This is a genomic window from Ideonella sp. FW305-24 (assembly GCF_058788035.1).
In genome coordinates, this window is record NZ_JBYTAI010000005.1 from 148,956 (window position 1) to 164,945 (window position 15,990).

Below are 15,990 nucleotides of genomic sequence, written 5' to 3' on the forward strand. Positions count from 1 at the left end.
AGGCACCCGGCGCAAGCTCCGGGTTAGCGAGAGCCTGGGCGGGGAGCCCCGTGGGTGCTATATTGATTTCAGTTCAAAATTTGGGGTTCGATTATGCTCGACCGGGAAGGCTACAGGCCCAACGTCGGCATCATCCTGCTCAACGCCCGCAACCAGGTGTTTTGGGGCAAGCGGCTGCGCACCCACTCCTGGCAGTTCCCGCAAGGGGGCATCAAGTATGGCGAGTCGCCTGAGCAGGCGATGTTCCGCGAGTTGCACGAGGAAGTCGGTTTGCTTCCCGATCACGTGGAAATTCTGGCGCGCACCCGCGATTGGCTGCGCTATGACGTGCCCGATCATTTCATCCGCAAGGATGCACGCGGCCACTACAAGGGGCAAAAGCAGATCTGGTTCCTGTTGCGCCTGATGGGCCGCGACAGCGACATGAACCTGCGCGCGACCAACCATCCGGAATTCGACGCCTGGCGCTGGAACGACTATTGGGTGCCGCTGGACGTGGTGATCGAATTCAAGCGCGGCGTCTACCAGATGGCGCTGACCGAACTGGCGCGCTTCATGCCGCGCATGGCCTACCAGAATCGCTACCTGCGTGGTGGCATGCGCCCGCATCGGGATGGCCGCAGGTCGCCGGACGGGGTCATGGACGAGGCCATGGGGCCTGCACTGCCGCTGATGTCGCCGCCTGCTGGCGCGCCAGAGTAGGCCGCCCAGCCTTCAGTCACGCTGACCAGGCGGCAAGCGCTCAGCTCAGCACCAGGTTGTCGCGATGGATCAGTTCGGGCTCGGCGACATAGCCGAGCAAGCCCGCGATCTGCGACGAGGGCTTGCGGGCAATCAGCCGGGCCTCGGCGCTGGAGTAGTTGGCCAGTCCACGCGCAACCTCTCCGCCAGCGGAGCTGCGCACCGCAATGACATCCCCGCGGTGGAACTCGCCCTGCACCTCGACCACGCCGATGGGCAACAGGCTCTTGCCCTCCTCGCGCAGCTTGATGACCGCGCCATCGTCAATCACCACGGCGCCCCGCATCTGCAGGTGATCGGCCATCCACTGCTTGCGGGCGGCCAGCTTGGGCGTGCCTGCCAGCAAGGCGGTGCCAATGGCCTCGCCCGCCATCAGGCGCAGCAACACGTCGGGCTCACGGCCCCATGCGATCACGGTGCTGGCACCGCTGCCTGCGGCGCGCTTGGCGGCCAGCACCTTGGTGATCATGCCGCCGCGGCCGATGCTGGAACCAGCGCCGCCGGCCATGCGTTCCAGCGCCGGGTCGCCGGCCTCTGCCACGTCGATGAAACGGGCCTCCGGGTCCTTGCGCGGGTCGGCCGAGTACAGGCCCTTCTGGTCGGTCAGGATGATCAGCACATCGGCTTCCACCAGGTTGGCGACCAGCGCGCCCAGCGTGTCGTTGTCGCCGAACTTGATCTCGTCATTGACGACGGTGTCGTTCTCGTTGATGACCGGCAGCACCTTCAGGCCCAGCAGGGTCAGCAGAGTCGAGCGGGCATTCAGGTAGCGCTCGCGGTCGGCCAGGTCGGCATGCGTCAACAGCACCTGGGCGCTGCCCATGCCGTGCTCGGAGAGCTTGCTCTCGTACATCTGCGCCAGGCCCATCTGGCCGACGGCAGCCGCAGCCTGCAACTCCGGCAGTTCCTTGGGCCGGGTCGTCCAGCCCAGGCGTTTCATGCCTTCGGCAATCGCGCCGCTGGAGACCATCACCACTTCGCAGCCCTGCGCCGCGAGGCCGGCCATCTGGCGACACCAGTTGCCGACCGCCTCGGCATCTACGCCTCGGCCTTCGTTGGTCACCAGGCTGGAGCCAACCTTGACGACGATGCGCCGCGCGCCCTGCAGTGCTGCACTCATCGCGGGGTCACTCGTCGGCAGCGGTCGTGTCGGCAGCGGCGTCGAAACGCGGATCGGGCTCAGGCGGCGGCTTGACCTGTTCGGCGGCCACATGCTCCCAGATGGCGTGAATCAGCGGCTGCAGGCCGTCACGGGCCAGCGCCGAGATCTCGAACACGGGGCCCTTCCACTTGTAGCGCTTGACGAAATCCTTGACGCGCTTGGCACGCTCGTCTTCGGGCACCATGTCCAGCTTGTTGAGCACCAGCCAGCGCGGCTTGTCGTGCAGCGCCTGGTCGTACTTGCGCAGCTCTTCGACGATGGCCTTGGCCTGCTTGACCGGATCGACCTCGTCGTCGAACGGCGCCAGGTCGACCACATGCAGCAGCAAACGCGTGCGCTGCAAGTGGCGCAGGAACAGATGACCCAGGCCGGCACCTTCGGAAGCACCTTCGATCAGGCCCGGAATGTCGGCCACCACGAAGCTCTTCTCGGGGCCGACGCGCACCACGCCCAGGTTCGGGTGCAGCGTGGTGAACGGATAGTCGGCAATCTTCGGCCTGGCGTTCGACACTGCCGTGATCAGCGTGCTCTTGCCGGCATTGGGCATGCCCAGCAGGCCCACGTCGGCCAGCACGCGCAGTTCCAGCTTAACCTTGAAGCCTTCACCCGGCCAGCCCGGCGTGTGCTGGCGCGGGGCGCGGTTGGTGCTGGTCTTGTAGTGCAGGTTGCCGAAGCCGCCATCGCCACCCTTGGCCAGCAGCACCGGCTCTTCGGGGTCGATCAGCTCGGCCATCACGCGGCCGGTTTCGACGTCGGTGATGATGGTGCCGACGGGCATGCGCAGCATGATGTCGTCCGCCGCAGCGCCAAAGCAGTCTGCGCCACGGCCGGCCTCGCCATTGCGCGCTTCGTGGCGGCGGGCGTAGCGGTAGTCGATCAGCGTGTTCAGGTTGCGGTCGGCCACGGCATAGACGCTGCCGCCCTTACCGCCGTTGCCGCCGTCTGGTCCGCCAAAGGGAATGAATTTCTCGCGCCGAAAACTCGCGCAGCCCGCGCCGCCGTTGCCCGCGGCGATGTCGATGGTGGCTTCGTCAACGAATTTCATGGTGTTCGGATGGTATCGGAGGGCCGAAACCGGCCCGAGTGTCTTGGGTTCGCCGCCGGCGATGTCGGGCACTCTGCCCGCGCCGGCCCATCAAGACAAAAGCCCCGGCAAGCCGGGGCTTTGGACGCTTGGTCCAGCCAGAGGCAGACCAAGGCGAAGGCTGTGGCGATTACAGCGGCGTGATGATCACGGTGTGCCGGTTCAGCGCGCCCTTGACGGCGAACGAAACGGTACCGTCGACCAACGCGAACAGCGTGTGGTCACGGCCCATCGCGACATTGGTGCCGGCATGGAACTTGGTGCCACGCTGGCGCACGATGATCGAGCCCGCCGAGATGACTTGGCCACCGAAGGCCTTGACACCCAGCATCTTGGGTTGAGAGTCGCGGCCGTTCCGGGTGGAACCGCCGCCTTTTTTCTGTGCCATGGTTCAGAACTCCTGTTGAGGTGCTGAATCAGCCGTTGACCGCGCTGATTTCCAGCTCGGTGTAGTTCTGGCGATGACCGCCATGCTTCTGGTAGTGCTTGCGGCGGCGCATCTTGAAGATGCGAACCTTGTCGTGCCGGCCATGGGCCACCACGGTTGCCACCACTGTTGCACCGCTCACCAGGGGAGTCCCGACCTTCAGATTTGCGCCGCTGCCGACAGCCAAAACCTGGTCAATCACGATTTCCTGGCCAACGTCCGCAGCAATCTGTTCTACCTTGATCTTTTCGCCGGCTGCAACCTTGTATTGCTTGCCACCGGTTTTTACGACCGCGTACATATGTGCCCTTTGCTTGAAGTGCGCAAGACCTGTTGGCATGCCCTGAACATCAGACCCGTTAACTCAACAGGCCTCAAATCCAGGAGGCGCCACACCCGCCAAACGCATCTCATCAATCGCCGCGGACCATTCCGAGGCGAAGCTTGGGATCATAGCATAGCAGCCACCAAGCTGCCAAGCACCCGGCACGCGAATGGCAGAGGCCGCCAACGCTGCGCCGGTCGCTTCCTATAATCGACGGGTTTTGCCGTCATCGGGTTCGCTCCCCCGCCTCATGTCGCCCTCCTCCACGACGCTGCCCACCCCCAACATCGACTTCGACCCGATGGCCGACGACATGCGCCAAGTCGACGAGGTAATCCGGCAGCGGCTGTCCTCGGACGTCGCGCTGATCGAACAGATTTCCCACTACATCATCGGTGCAGGCGGCAAGCGCATTCGCCCCCGGCTGGTGCTGCTGTTCGCGGACGCCCTGGGCTACAAGGGCCCACACAAATATGAACTGGCGGCCACAGTCGAGTTCATCCACACCGCCACGCTGCTGCACGACGATGTGGTCGATGAGTCTTCGCTGCGGCGCGGCCGGGACACTGCCAATGCGGTGTTCGGCAATGCCGCCAGCGTGTTGGTGGGCGACTTCCTGTATTCACGCGCCTTCCAGATGATGGTTTCGGTGAACAGCATGCGTGTGCTCGACGTGCTGGCCGATGCGACCAACGTCATCGCCGAAGGCGAGGTGCTGCAGCTGATGAACATGCATGAGCCAGACGTTGCAATCGAAGACTATCTGCGCGTCATCCGCTACAAGACCGCCAAGCTGTTCGAGGCCAGCGCGCGCCTGGGTGCCGTGATTGCCCAGGCACCCCGCGAGATCGAAGAAGCCTGCGCCGACTACGGACGCTCGCTGGGTACGGCCTTCCAGCTGGTCGACGACCTGCTGGACTATCAAGGCACGACCACTGCACTCGGCAAGAATGTGGGCGACGACTTGCGCGAAGGCAAACCCACACTGCCGTTGCTGATCGCCATGAGCCGAGGCTCCGCGGCAGAACGCGACTTGATCCGCCACGCCATCGAACAGGGTGAGGTCGAACGGCTGCATGACATCATCGGCATCGTGCACCGCACCGGTGCGCTGGAAGCCACACGCGACGCCGCCCGCACCGAAGCCGAAGCGGCCCGCCTGAGCCTTTCTTCCCTGCCTCTTTCCAACTCGCTGAATTTGCTGCTAGAATTATCTGCTCGATCGGTTGAGCGCTCTTCTTGAGCGAACCAGGCAGGAACTGCAGGCATCACCAGAGATGCACAAGGCGATCCGGGTCAGCACGCCAAGCGCTGCGAAACCGGATGCCAACAGGGAATGCTTTGGCAGCGGGTCATTTCGGGGTGTAGCTTAGCCTGGTAGAGCGCTACGTTCGGGACGTAGAGGCCGGAGGTTCGAATCCTCTCACCCCGACCAAATTACTGTGAATCATTGCCAAGGCGCAGGAAGTTCAAGCTTTCTGCGCTTTTTGCATTTGAGCGCCCGCATCATGCTTCCCCTCTCGAAGAGGCAATTCCCGTCGGCGACCTGCATTGCCGTTGCAGCGCTTCGCCGCCTGCGTGCGTTCAGTCACAACTTGTGACCACTGGAGCCCGGTTTTCTCGCTGCATTGACCAGCAAAGCCGCCGATATACAGTACCGTGCCAAAGGGCGTTGATGCCCGGCCCATTCTTGTTGTAGCCCTCTTGCCGTTCAGCCGTGGATACTGTTGCCGACGCCTCCAAAGCCTTCTTGTCGGGAGTGGCACGTGTACTGGTCCATGGCGGCAAGCTTCAGCCAGCCAAAGCCGAGGAACTGGTTCGTAGCGCCAAGGAAAAGAAGCTTTCATTCATCGCTGAACTGATCGGCAGCAACACGATGACGCCACTGGCACTGGCGCAGTCGCTGTCCCAGGCTCTTGCAGCGCCTCTGCTGGATCTGGACGCAGTTGACACGCAAAAGCTGCCAAAGTCCTTCATCGACAGCAAACTGATTGGCCAGTACAAGGTCTTGCCGCTGGGCAAGCGCGGCAGTCGCCTGTTCCTTGCCTGCGCCGACCCGACCGACCAGGAAGCCAGCGAGCGCATCAAGTTTGCGACCCAGCTTTCGCCTGAATGGGTGGTCGTCGAATACGACAAGCTGATCAAGCTGGTGGACGGGCAGACCATCTCGGCCAATCAGGCGCTGGAGACGATTGCTTCTGCCGACTTCGAATTCGATGTCACTGAAGAAGAGGTGAGCGGCGCTTCGCCGTCGCCGGAGGCAGTTGCGGAGGTCGAAGATGCGCCCGTCGTGCGCTTCCTGCAGAAGATGTTGATCGACGCGATCAATCTCCGCGCCTCCGACCTGCACTTCGAGCCCTACGAATTCCACTACCGCGTGCGCTTCCGGGTGGATGGCGAGTTGCGCGAGATCACGCAACCACCGATTGCGATCAAGGAAAAGCTGGCGTCCCGCATCAAGGTCATTTCACGGCTGGACATCTCGGAAAAGCGCGTGCCGCAGGATGGCCGGATGAAGCTGCGCTTTGGCAGCAAGTCAATCGACTTCCGGGTCAGCACGCTGCCCACGCTGTTCGGCGAGAAGATCGTCATCCGTATTCTCGACTCTTCCAGCGCGAAGATGGGCATCGAGGCGCTCGGTTATGAACCGGAGGAAAAGGAGCGGCTGATGCACGCGGTGCACCGGCCCTATGGCATGGTGCTGGTGACCGGGCCAACCGGCTCGGGCAAGACAGTGTCGCTCTACACCTGCCTGAACATCCTGAACCAGCCGGGCGTGAACATCTCGACCGTGGAAGACCCGGCGGAAATCAACCTGCCCGGCATCAATCAGGTCAATGTCAACGACAAGGCTGGCCTGACCTTCGCCTCGGCACTGAAGTCCTTCCTGCGCCAGGATCCGGACGTGATCATGGTCGGCGAAATCCGCGACCTGGACACTGCGGACATTGCGATCAAGGCCGCGCAGACCGGCCACTTGGTGCTGTCCACGCTGCATACCAACGACGCACCGTCCACCTTGACCCGGTTGTTGAACATGGGCGTGGCGCCTTTCAACATCGCGTCCAGCCTGTTGCTGATCACCGCCCAGCGCCTGGTACGCCGCTTGTGCGAAAGCTGCAAGGCGCCTGCCGACTACCCGAGGCCTGCGCTGTTGCGTGCAGGCTTCACCGAAAGCGAACTCGACGGCACTTGGCGCCCTTACCGCGCCGTGGGCTGCTCTGCCTGCAACAATGGCTATCGTGGTCGTCTGGGCATTTACCAGGCCATGCCGATCACTGACGCGATTCAGCGGCTGATCCTGGCCAATGGTTCGGCCAACGATCTGGCGATACAGGCTCGCGAAGATGGGGTGCGCGATTTGCGCCAGTCCGGCCTGCTGAAGGTCAGGCTGGGCGCAACCTCACTGGAAGAAGTCATCGCCGCGACCAACGAATAGCGGCACGCGAAACAATCAAGGCAACACCGGTTTGCACCGGGCGAAGCCAGGGTCCTGAGAATCCACCCGCGTTGCGGGCGTCGACTACAACTGATCACACCGTCGGGAGCGGCCGGAGGCTTTATGGCTACAGCAGCGGCAGCAAGAAGCGCCAAGGATTTCACCTTCGAATGGGAAGGCAAGGACCGCAACGGCAAGGTCGTGCGCGGGGAGTTGCGCGCCGGCGGAGAAGCCGCCGTGAGTGCCAGCCTGCGTCGGCAGGGCGTGCTGGTCACCAAGGTGAAGAAGCGCCGCAGTTCCGGCGGCAAGAGCATCAAGCCCAAGGACATTGCCATCTTCACGCGCCAGTTGGCAACGATGATGAAGGCCGGCGTGCCCTTGCTGCAAGCCTTCGAAATCGTCGCCCGCGGCAGCACCAATGCCACGCTGACCCGGCTGCTGATGGATATCCGTGCGGACATCGAGACAGGTACCAGCCTGTCTGCTGCGTTCCGCCGGCATCCGAAATACTTCGATGCCCTGTACTGCAACCTGGTCGAGGCCGGCGAAGCTGGCGGTATTCTGGAATTGCTGCTCGGCCGTCTGGCGCTTTACCAGGAAAAGACGCTGGCACTGAAGCAGAAGGTCAAGTCAGCGCTGATCTACCCGATGTCGGTGCTGGTGGTCGCCTTCATCGTGGTCACGGTGATCATGATTTTCGTGATCCCGGCCTTCGAGGACGTGTTCAAGAATTTCGGCGCCGACTTGCCCACGCCCACGCTGTTGGTGATCGCCATGAGCAAGTTTTTCGTCTCCTATTGGTGGGCCATTTTCGGCAGCATCTTCGGCGGCGGCTACATGTTCGTGCGCACCTGGCGGCGTTCGGAAAGGCTTCAATTTTTCATGGATCGCCTGTTCCTGCGCATGCCGGTCTTCGGCGAACTGGTTCGCAAATCCATCATCGCGCGCTGGACCCGGACCCTTTCGACCTTGTTCGGTGCCGGTGTCCCGTTGGTGGAGGCGCTGGACTCGGTTGGCGGCACCGCAGGCAACAAGGTCTATGCCATCGCCACCGAAGCGATTCAACGTGACGTCGCCTCCGGCACCGCACTGACTTCGGCCATGACCGCAACCGGCGTGTTCCCGAACATGGTGTTGCAGATGGCTGGCATCGGCGAAGAATCGGGCGCGCTAGATGACATGCTTGCACGCGCCGCGGAGTTCTACGAAGAAGAAGTCGACGAGATGGTGAAGGGCCTCTCAACCTTGATGGAACCCATCATCATCGTCTTTCTTGGGACCATCATCGGCGGCATCGTCGTGTCGATGTACCTGCCCATCTTCAAGCTCGGTCAGGTGGTCTGACACATGACGACCGGAGAATGGGCGATCTGGCTGTCGCCCTGGGTGTTGGGTGCGCTCGGGCTTTGCATCGGCAGCTTCCTGAACGTGGTCGCGCATCGCCTGCCGCGCATGATGGAGCGGCAATGGTGGCGGGACGTGGCCCAGCAGCTGAGCGACGGCGAGTCATTCCAGCGGACTTTTGGACGGGGAGCGCCCAAGCCACTTGCCGCTACCTCAGGCGAACTTGAGCAGGAACTGGACAAGCTCGGCCGGTTGACGCTTTCCAAGCCCGCCTCACGCTGCCCTGCCTGCCAGCACAAGATCCGCTGGCATGAGAACATTCCGCTGGTGAGCTGGTTGCGGCTGCGAGGCCGCTGCTCCGCCTGCGGGACCCGCATTTCGGTGCGCTATCCGCTGCTGGAACTGGCCACCGGCCTGCTGTTCGCCGGCATTGCCTGGCGCGTGGGCCCGCAACCGGTGGCGCTGGCCTGGTGCGGCGTGGCCGCCACGCTGGTCGCGCTGACTGCCATCGACTGGGACACCACCTTGCTGCCGGACGCGCTGACGCTGCCGTTGCTGTGGGCCGGTCTGTGCGCCGCAGCGCTGGAATGGACGCTGCCACTCAGCACCTCGCTCTGGGGTGCCGTCGTGGGCTACCTGTCGCTGTGGTCGGTGTACTGGCTGTTCAAGCTGACGACAGGCAAGGAAGGCATGGGCCACGGCGACTTCAAGCTGCTGGCCGCGCTGGGGGCCTGGCTGGGCTGGAAAGCCATCCTGCCCATCGTGCTGATGGCTTCGGTGATCGGCGCGGTGGTCGGCATCGGCATGAAGCTCAGCGACACCTTGCGCGAAGGGCGCTACGTGCCATTCGGCCCGTTCCTCGCCGGTGGCGGACTGGTGCTGATGCTGGCGGGCACCGAAACGGTATTGGGCTGGATAGGGCAGTGAGCCCCGCACGGCCGCCCGAAGGGTCTCATTCCCGCCCGGCGGGACCGGCCGCGGGCCGCAGGGTGCGCCAGTGAGCGCTGTGCGCGTGGGCTTGACCGGCGGCATCGGCAGCGGCAAGAGCACGGTCGCGGCACTGCTGGCAGGCCGAGGCGCCAAAGTCATCGACACCGATGCGATCTCGCGCGCGTTGACCGCACCACAAGGCGCTGCGCTGCCCGCCATCGCCGCGGCATTTGGTGCCGACATGGTCGATGAACATGGCGCATTGGACCGGGCCCGCATGCGCCAGCTGGCCTTTGGCCAGGCCCCGGAAGCGCTGCAAGCCAAGCAGACGCTTGAGCACATCCTGCACCCATTGATCCAGGCCGAGACGGCACGCCAGGCCGCACAGGCAGAACCTGGCCAGCCACTGGTGTTCGACGTGCCGCTGCTGGCCGAGTCGGCCCATTGGCGTGGCCGGGTGGACAAGGTGCTGGTCATCGACTGCAGCGAGGCGACACAGGTCCGACGCGTCATGGCCCGCTCCGGCTGGCCTGCGCAGGAGGTGCAGCGCGTGATCGCGCTGCAGGCCACGCGGGCAGAGCGCCGCGCCATCGCCGATGCCGTGATCCTCAACGACGGGCTGAGCCTCGCGCAGTTGCAGGCCGAGCTGGACGCGCTCTGGCAGCAAGGTTTTTTCGGTCCGGCCGCTGCGCCCGGGGTGTGAAACAATCGCCGCCAGCCAACCGCCCGGAAAGCGCCTTTTGGTCCTCTACGAATACCCGTTCAACGAAAGCATCCGCACGATGCTGCGGCTCGAACACCTGTTCGGCCGACTGAACACCCTGGTGCCGCGTGACGAAGCGGTCGACCATCATTTCTCCCTGGTCACGCTGTTCGAGATCATGGACGTGGCCTCGCGGGCCGACCTGAAATCCGACCTGCTCAAGGAACTGGAGCGCCACAAGGCGCAGTTGCAAAGTTATCGCGGCAACCCGCATGTGTCGGAAGCCGCGCTGGACGAAGTCGTGGCTCGCATCGACCATGCCTTCAACGGCCTGAACCAGTTCGCGGGCAAGGCTGGGCAAGCGCTGACCACCAACGAGTGGCTGATGAGCATCCGCAGCCGCATCAGCATTCCTGGTGGCACCTGCGAGTTCGACCTGCCGGCCTACTTCGCCTGGCAGCAGCACAGCCCCGATCGGCGCCGCGCCGACCTCGCCCAGTGGCTCAGCCACCTGTGGCCGCTGGGCGAAGCGCTGCACGTGCTGCTGGGCCTGCTGCGGGACGCCGGCATGCCGCACAAGGTCGTGGCCCAGGGCGGCCAGTACCAGCAAACCCTGCCCCAGGGCCGCACCTACCAGTTGCTGCGAGTGCGGCTGGACGACGGGGTGGACCTGGTGCCAGAGATCAGCGGCCACCGCCTGATGGTCTCGGTGCGGCTGATGCGGGCCGACGCCGAGGGCCGCCTGCGCCCCGCCGCGCAGGACACCGCGTTTGAACTCTCGCTCTGCGCCTGAGTCCCATCGCTTCGTCATTCGTTTCCGCCTCGCCCTTGCACTTGCAAGCACCGCCAGCGCCTGCCGTGAACCAGCCCAAATCCAGCCCCCCATCCTCCGTTGCCGCCAAGGCCATCGAGGTCAACTGCCCGGCCTGCGGCGAGCGCACGCTGTATTCGCCTGCGAACGCCTTCCGGCCCTTCTGCAGCGCCCGCTGCCAGGGCCATGATTTCGGCGCCTGGGCCAATGAAGGCTACCGGGTGCCGACCAAGCCCAGCAGCGAAGAGCCGGAGCCCTGAGCCGGCTACGGACCGCCCTCAGGCCGGTTTTCGTCACACCCGGGCACTCGCCTGCTCTTGAAACCCGGCAGACGGTGCCTATAATGGGATTAGCACTCAACCAAGTCGAGTGCTAACAGTTCTGGCGTCGGCCTTCCTGGCCGGCGTTCCTGAGCACCTGATGTGATGCAGCGCCCTTTGCCGGTGTTGCCTTCCTCGCTCAAAGCCACTGCATTTAGGAGATGCCATGAAACTTCGTCCGTTGCACGATCGCGTGATCGTCAAGCGCCTGGAACAAGAAACCAAGACCGCCTCCGGCATCGTCATCCCTGACAACGCCGCCGAGAAGCCTGATCAAGGCGAAGTCCTGGCCGTTGGCCCGGGCAAGCGCAACGACAAGGGCGACTTCATCGTCCTGAACGTCAAGGTCGGTGACCGCGTGCTGTTCGGCAAGTACTCTGGCCAGTCGGTCAAGGTCGACGGCGAAGAGCTGATGGTCATGCGCGAAGAAGACCTGTTTGCGGTCGTCGAGAAGTAATCCTTCTCCCTCTGCACACACCTCTTACTGAACTGAATTCGGAGAATACAAATGGCAGCAAAAGACGTGATCTTTGGCTCTGATGCCCGCACCCGCATGGTTGAAGGCGTGAACATCCTGGCCAATGCGGTCAAGGTCACGCTGGGCCCCAAGGGCCGCAACGTGGTCCTGGAGCGCTCCTTCGGCGCCCCCACCGTCACCAAGGACGGTGTCTCGGTGGCCAAGGAAATCGAGCTGAAGGACAAGCTGCAGAACATGGGCGCGCAGATGGTCAAGGAAGTTGCTTCCAAGACCTCCGACAACGCCGGTGACGGCACCACCACCGCCACCGTGCTGGCGCAAGCCATCGTGCGCGAAGGCATGAAGTACGTGGCCGCCGGCATGAACCCGATGGACCTGAAGCGCGGCATCGACAAGGCGGTCACCGCCCTGGTCGCCCAGCTGAAGGCAGCCTCCAAGGCCACCACGACCTCCAAGGAAATCGCGCAAGTCGGCACCATCTCGGCCAACAGCGATTCCGAAGTCGGCCGCATCATCGCTGAAGCGATGGACAAGGTCGGCAAGGAAGGCGTCATCACCGTCGAAGACGGCAAGTCGCTGGACAGCGAACTCGACGTCGTCGAAGGCATGCAGTTCGACCGCGGCTACCTGTCGCCCTACTTCATCAACAACCCGGAAAAGCAAGCCGCACTGCTGGACAACCCGTTTGTCCTGCTGTTCGACAAGAAGATCTCGAACATCCGCGATCTGCTGCCGACCCTGGAACAAGTGGCCAAGGCTGGCCGTCCGCTGCTGATCATCGCTGAAGAAGTCGATGGCGAAGCGCTGGCGACCCTGGTGGTCAACACCATCCGCGGCATCCTGAAGGTCGTCGCCGTCAAGGCCCCGGGCTTTGGCGACCGTCGCAAGGCCATGCTGGAAGACATCGCCATCCTGACCGGTGGCAAGGTCATCGCCGAAGAAGTCGGCCTGTCACTCGAGAAGGTCACGCTGGCCGACCTGGGCCAGGCCAAGCGCGTCGAAGTGGGCAAGGAAAACACCATCATCATCGATGGCGCTGGTGCCGCTGCCGACATCGAAGCCCGCGTCAAGCAAGTGCGCGTGCAGATCGAAGAAGCTTCGAGCGACTACGACCGTGAAAAGCTGCAAGAACGCGTGGCCAAGCTGGCCGGCGGTGTTGCCGTCATCAAGGTCGGTGCTGCCACCGAAGTCGAGATGAAGGAAAAGAAGGCCCGCGTCGAAGACGCGCTGCACGCGACCCGTGCCGCCGTTGAAGAAGGCATCGTCGCCGGTGGCGGCGTGGCCCTGCTGCGCGCCCGCCAGACGGCAGGCACCATCAAGGGTGACAACGCTGACCAGGACGCCGGCATCAAGCTGATCCTGAAGGCGATCGAAGCCCCGCTGCGCGAAATCGTGTCGAACGCCGGTGGCGAACCCAGCGTGGTGATCAACGCCGTGTTGGCTGGCAGTGGCAATCACGGCTTCAATGCCGCGAACGACACCTATGGCGACATGATCGAGATGGGCATCCTGGACCCGACCAAGGTGACCCGGACCGCGCTGCAAAACGCCGCTTCGGTCGCTTCGCTGATGCTGACCACCGAATGCATGGTTGCCGAAGCCCCGAAGGACGACGCGCCTTCGATGCCCGGCGGCGGCATGGGTGGCATGGGCGGCATGGGCATGGACATGTAAGCTGTCCTGCCTGAGCGTCCCCGCTCTCGCAAGCATGCAAGGCCACCTTCGGGTGGCCTTTTTTGTTGTGTCGCCGCACCCGGTGCCGCCCGGACACACGGCGCACCACGCCACAATCCGCCGCATGACGCGTGCGCTGTTGTCCCTGCTGTTGCCCTTGGTCGGAGTGATTGGCGCCTCGTCTGCAGCCCTCGCCGCAGCGCAGGCAGTGCAGCCCGAGCCAACGCGCAGCGCCAGCACTGCAAGCGGCTCGCCGGGCACACCGGCCGAAGCCCGAACGCTGGCCCAGGGCGTGCCGGCGGCCCAAGCCCCCGCCGCCCCGCCGCGGCTGCGCATCGGCCTGGTGCTTTCGGGCGGCGGCGCGCGCGGACTGGCGCACGTTGGTGTGCTGAAGGCGCTGGAGCGCGCGCAGGTGCCCATCGACGCCATTGCCGGGACCTCGATGGGCGCCGTGGTCGGCGGGCTGTATGCCAGCGGCATGCCGGCCGAGACCATCGAAGCCGAGTTCAAGAAGGTCAACTGGAGCCGGCTGTTCGCCCAGCGCGTGGGCCGCCAGCAGCTCTCCCAGCGGCGCAAGGAAGAGGACTTCGACCTCTCGACTGCCATCGAGCTGGGCTACCGCGACGGTGAATTCCGCGCGCCGCAGGGCGCCGTCTCCAGCCGCGGCCTGGAAACCCTGCTGCGCCGCTACACCTTGCCGGTGCGCGCGGTGCAGGACTTCGACCAGCTGCCCATCCCGTTCCGCGCAGTCGCCACCGACATGGAAACCGGCGCGCTGGTCATCCTGGACCAGGGTGACCTGGCGATGGCGCTGCGCGCCAGCATGAGCGTGCCCGGCCTGTTCCCGCCCAGCGAAGTGGAAGGCCGCGTGCTGGGCGATGGCGGCCTGGTCAACAACCTGCCGGTCGACGTGGTGCGGGCGATGGGCGTGGACGTTGTGATCGCCGTCAACATCGGCACGCCGCTGGCCGGCCGCGAAACGCTGAACTCGGCCATCGGCCTCACAGCGCAGATGATCAACATCCTGACCGAGCAGAACGTGCACCGCAGCCTGGCCACGCTGGGCAAGCAGGACCTGCTGATCGCGCCGGACCTGGGCAAGCTGAGCTCGGGCGACTTCGACAGCGCAAAGGCGCTGATCACACTGGGCGACGGCGCCACCGAAGCGCTGGCCGAATCGCTGCGGGCCCTCGCGCTGCCGGCCGACCAGTATGCCGACTGGCGCGCGCACCGCAGCCCCGCTGCGCAGCCGCCCAGCACCCTGCAGTTCGTCGCCTTCGAAGGCACCACCGCCACCAACCCGCAGCGCCTTGAGCCCCAGCTTCAGTCGCACCAGGGCGAGGCCTTCGACCCGCAAAAGGCCGAGGCCGACACCCAGTACCTGGCCGCCAGCGGCGACTATGTGCGCGCCGACTACCGGCTGGTGCACAGCAACGAGCGCGGCGACGGCCTGGTCTTCGACCTCGAAGACAAGCCCTGGGGCCCGAACTACCTGAACATCGGCCTGGACCTGTCGACCGACTTCGATGGCCGCAGTGCCTTCAACGTCAAGGTCAGCCACAACCGCCACTGGCTCACCGACAACGGCACCGAATGGCGCAACCGGCTGCAGATCGGCGAGGTGCCACAGGTGTCCACCGAGCTGTACCACCCACTGAAATGGACGCTGGGCCTGTCGAACGACTGGTTCGTGGCCGCCTCGGCCAGCGCCGAGCGCCGCAACCTCTCGCTGTTCGAAGACAACGGCGGCGAGAAGATCGGCGAAGTGCAGCGTTCGGTGGCGCGTGCCGGGCTGGACCTGGGCCAGCCCTGGGGCAGCCTGGGCGAGTTGCGCCTCGGGCTGGACTACCGCGTCGGCCGCAACCAGCTGCTGCTGCGCAACGACCTGGCTGACACGCTCTACACACCCGAGGCCTGGCAGGAAGCCGGCCTGCGGCTGCGGGTGGTGATGGACCAGCTGGACTTCGCCAACTTCCCGCAGCGCGGCTACCGCGCCGAGGCCGAGGCCTTTGTCGGCAAGCGGCATGACGACGGCACGCGCAAGCTGCTGCGCCTGGAAACCCAGGCCACCACGGCCAGCACTTGGGGCAACCAGACGCTGAACCTGCACCTGATGGCGCGCGGCTCCAACGAGGACCGGCTGTCGCCGGTCGGCCGCTATTCGCTGGGCGGCTTCCAGCAGCTCTCGGGCTACCAGGTCGGCCAGCTGACCGGCAACGTGGTGCTGCTCGGCCGCCTGGGCTGGTACATGCGGCTGGCCGAAACGCCGGTGTTCGCCCGCGGATTTTTCGTCGGCGCTTCGCTGGAAACCGGCAACGCCTGGCTGGACACCCGCGAGATGCGCAAAGGCGGCCTGCGTCAGGGCGGCAGCCTGTACCTGGGTGCCGACACCGGCCTGGGGCCGATGTACCTGGGCCTCACCTGGGCGCCCCGGGGCGAGGCAGGCTTGGTGCTGTTTGTCGGCCGGCCCTAGACATCGAGCACCCGGTCCCGCGGGTACGCGGGACCACCCGCCTAGCAGGTTGGCGCAGCCGCCTGGGGCAGCCGGCGCC

15 protein-coding genes and 1 tRNA gene are annotated in these 15,990 nt (G+C 64.7%); 12 read left to right on the top strand and 4 right to left on the bottom strand.

Annotated features, from left to right (window positions below; all coding sequences use genetic code 11):
• Positions 1 to 93 precede the first annotated feature (93 nt).
• Positions 94 to 702: an RNA pyrophosphohydrolase gene (locus AC3WR5_RS15325; RefSeq protein WP_492485609.1), complete on the top strand. Its 609-nt coding sequence runs from the start codon at positions 94 to 96 to the stop codon at positions 700 to 702.
• Between the two features lie 40 nt (positions 703 to 742).
• Here the strand turns inward: AC3WR5_RS15325 and proB are convergent, their stop codons facing one another.
• The 4 genes from proB to rplU form a co-directional block, all read right to left on the bottom strand.
• Positions 743 to 1,861 (bottom strand): glutamate 5-kinase, encoded by a 1,119-nt coding sequence (gene proB, locus AC3WR5_RS15330; protein ID WP_492485610.1) that lies wholly within the window; start codon positions 1,859 to 1,861, stop codon positions 743 to 745.
• Between the two features lie 7 nt (positions 1,862 to 1,868).
• Positions 1,869 to 2,948 (bottom strand): Obg family GTPase CgtA, encoded by a 1,080-nt coding sequence (cgtA, locus tag AC3WR5_RS15335; protein ID WP_141285704.1) that lies wholly within the window; start codon positions 2,946 to 2,948, stop codon positions 1,869 to 1,871.
• Between the two features lie 169 nt (positions 2,949 to 3,117).
• A complete protein-coding gene (rpmA, locus tag AC3WR5_RS15340; protein ID WP_141285706.1) occupies positions 3,118 to 3,375 on the bottom strand; it encodes a 50S ribosomal protein L27 in 258 nt (85 codons plus the stop codon).
• A gap of 28 nt (positions 3,376 to 3,403) precedes the next feature.
• A complete protein-coding gene (rplU, locus tag AC3WR5_RS15345; RefSeq protein WP_492485611.1) occupies positions 3,404 to 3,715 on the bottom strand; it encodes a 50S ribosomal protein L21 in 312 nt (103 codons plus the stop codon).
• Positions 3,716 to 4,040: 325 nt separating this feature from the next.
• On the opposite strand from rplU, the gene AC3WR5_RS15350 reads away from it, so the two are divergent.
• The 11 genes from AC3WR5_RS15350 (at position 4,041) to AC3WR5_RS15400 (ending at position 15,911) form a co-directional block, all read left to right on the top strand.
• Complete coding sequence (locus AC3WR5_RS15350; RefSeq protein WP_492485897.1) at positions 4,041 to 4,982, top strand: polyprenyl synthetase family protein; 942 nt, start codon at positions 4,041 to 4,043, stop codon at positions 4,980 to 4,982.
• A gap of 115 nt (positions 4,983 to 5,097) precedes the next feature.
• A tRNA-Pro gene (locus tag AC3WR5_RS15355) sits at positions 5,098 to 5,174 on the top strand.
• Positions 5,175 to 5,456: 282 nt separating this feature from the next.
• Positions 5,457 to 7,178, top strand: coding sequence for a type IV-A pilus assembly ATPase PilB (pilB, locus tag AC3WR5_RS15360; RefSeq protein ID WP_492485612.1), 1,722 nt, complete (start codon positions 5,457 to 5,459; stop codon positions 7,176 to 7,178).
• Positions 7,179 to 7,301: 123 nt separating this feature from the next.
• Positions 7,302 to 8,522, top strand: a complete 1,221-nt coding sequence (locus AC3WR5_RS15365; RefSeq protein ID WP_492485613.1) for a type II secretion system F family protein — start codon at positions 7,302 to 7,304, stop codon at positions 8,520 to 8,522.
• A 3-nt stretch (positions 8,523 to 8,525) separates the two neighbouring features.
• A complete protein-coding gene (locus AC3WR5_RS15370) occupies positions 8,526 to 9,449 on the top strand; it encodes a prepilin peptidase (protein WP_492485614.1) in 924 nt (307 codons plus the stop codon).
• Positions 9,450 to 9,519: 70 nt separating this feature from the next.
• Complete coding sequence (coaE, locus tag AC3WR5_RS15375; protein WP_492485615.1) at positions 9,520 to 10,155, top strand: dephospho-CoA kinase; 636 nt, start codon at positions 9,520 to 9,522, stop codon at positions 10,153 to 10,155.
• A gap of 37 nt (positions 10,156 to 10,192) precedes the next feature.
• Positions 10,193 to 10,948, top strand: a complete 756-nt coding sequence (zapD, locus tag AC3WR5_RS15380; protein WP_141285718.1) for a cell division protein ZapD — start codon at positions 10,193 to 10,195, stop codon at positions 10,946 to 10,948.
• Positions 10,949 to 11,013: 65 nt separating this feature from the next.
• On the top strand, positions 11,014 to 11,226 hold the full coding sequence (locus AC3WR5_RS15385; protein WP_170200753.1) for a DNA gyrase inhibitor YacG: 213 nt from the start codon (positions 11,014 to 11,016) through the stop codon (positions 11,224 to 11,226).
• Between the two features lie 226 nt (positions 11,227 to 11,452).
• The gene (gene groES / locus AC3WR5_RS15390) at positions 11,453 to 11,743 is read left to right on the top strand and encodes a co-chaperone GroES (RefSeq protein ID WP_141285720.1); all 291 of its coding nucleotides are present in this window, start codon (positions 11,453 to 11,455) and stop codon (positions 11,741 to 11,743) included.
• A gap of 51 nt (positions 11,744 to 11,794) precedes the next feature.
• Positions 11,795 to 13,438 (top strand): chaperonin GroEL, encoded by a 1,644-nt coding sequence (gene groL, locus AC3WR5_RS15395; protein ID WP_141285722.1) that lies wholly within the window; start codon positions 11,795 to 11,797, stop codon positions 13,436 to 13,438.
• A 124-nt stretch (positions 13,439 to 13,562) separates the two neighbouring features.
• The gene (locus AC3WR5_RS15400) at positions 13,563 to 15,911 is read left to right on the top strand and encodes a patatin-like phospholipase family protein (RefSeq protein WP_492485616.1); all 2,349 of its coding nucleotides are present in this window, start codon (positions 13,563 to 13,565) and stop codon (positions 15,909 to 15,911) included.
• The last annotated feature ends 79 nt before the right edge of the window (positions 15,912 to 15,990 follow it).

Excerpts from the sequence above, each read along its gene's own strand:
- AC3WR5_RS15370 (WP_492485614.1), top strand. The coding sequence starts at position 8,526 with ATGACGACCGGAGAATGGGCGATCTGGCTGTCGCCCTGGGTGTTGGGT.
- AC3WR5_RS15350 (WP_492485897.1), top strand. The coding sequence starts at position 4,041 with ATGGCCGACGACATGCGCCAAGTCGACGAGGTAATCCGGCAGCGGCTG.
- AC3WR5_RS15365 (WP_492485613.1), top strand. The coding sequence starts at position 7,302 with ATGGCTACAGCAGCGGCAGCAAGAAGCGCCAAGGATTTCACCTTCGAA.
- proB (WP_492485610.1), bottom strand. The coding sequence starts at position 1,861 with ATGAGTGCAGCACTGCAGGGCGCGCGGCGCATCGTCGTCAAGGTTGGC.
- groL (WP_141285722.1), top strand. The coding sequence starts at position 11,795 with ATGGCAGCAAAAGACGTGATCTTTGGCTCTGATGCCCGCACCCGCATG.
- AC3WR5_RS15325 (WP_492485609.1), top strand. The coding sequence starts at position 94 with ATGCTCGACCGGGAAGGCTACAGGCCCAACGTCGGCATCATCCTGCTC.
- rpmA (WP_141285706.1), bottom strand. The coding sequence starts at position 3,375 with ATGGCACAGAAAAAAGGCGGCGGTTCCACCCGGAACGGCCGCGACTCT.
- groES (WP_141285720.1), top strand. The coding sequence starts at position 11,453 with ATGAAACTTCGTCCGTTGCACGATCGCGTGATCGTCAAGCGCCTGGAA.
- rplU (WP_492485611.1), bottom strand. The coding sequence starts at position 3,715 with ATGTACGCGGTCGTAAAAACCGGTGGCAAGCAATACAAGGTTGCAGCC.
- cgtA (WP_141285704.1), bottom strand. The coding sequence starts at position 2,948 with ATGAAATTCGTTGACGAAGCCACCATCGACATCGCCGCGGGCAACGGC.
- AC3WR5_RS15400 (WP_492485616.1), top strand. The coding sequence starts at position 13,563 with ATGACGCGTGCGCTGTTGTCCCTGCTGTTGCCCTTGGTCGGAGTGATT.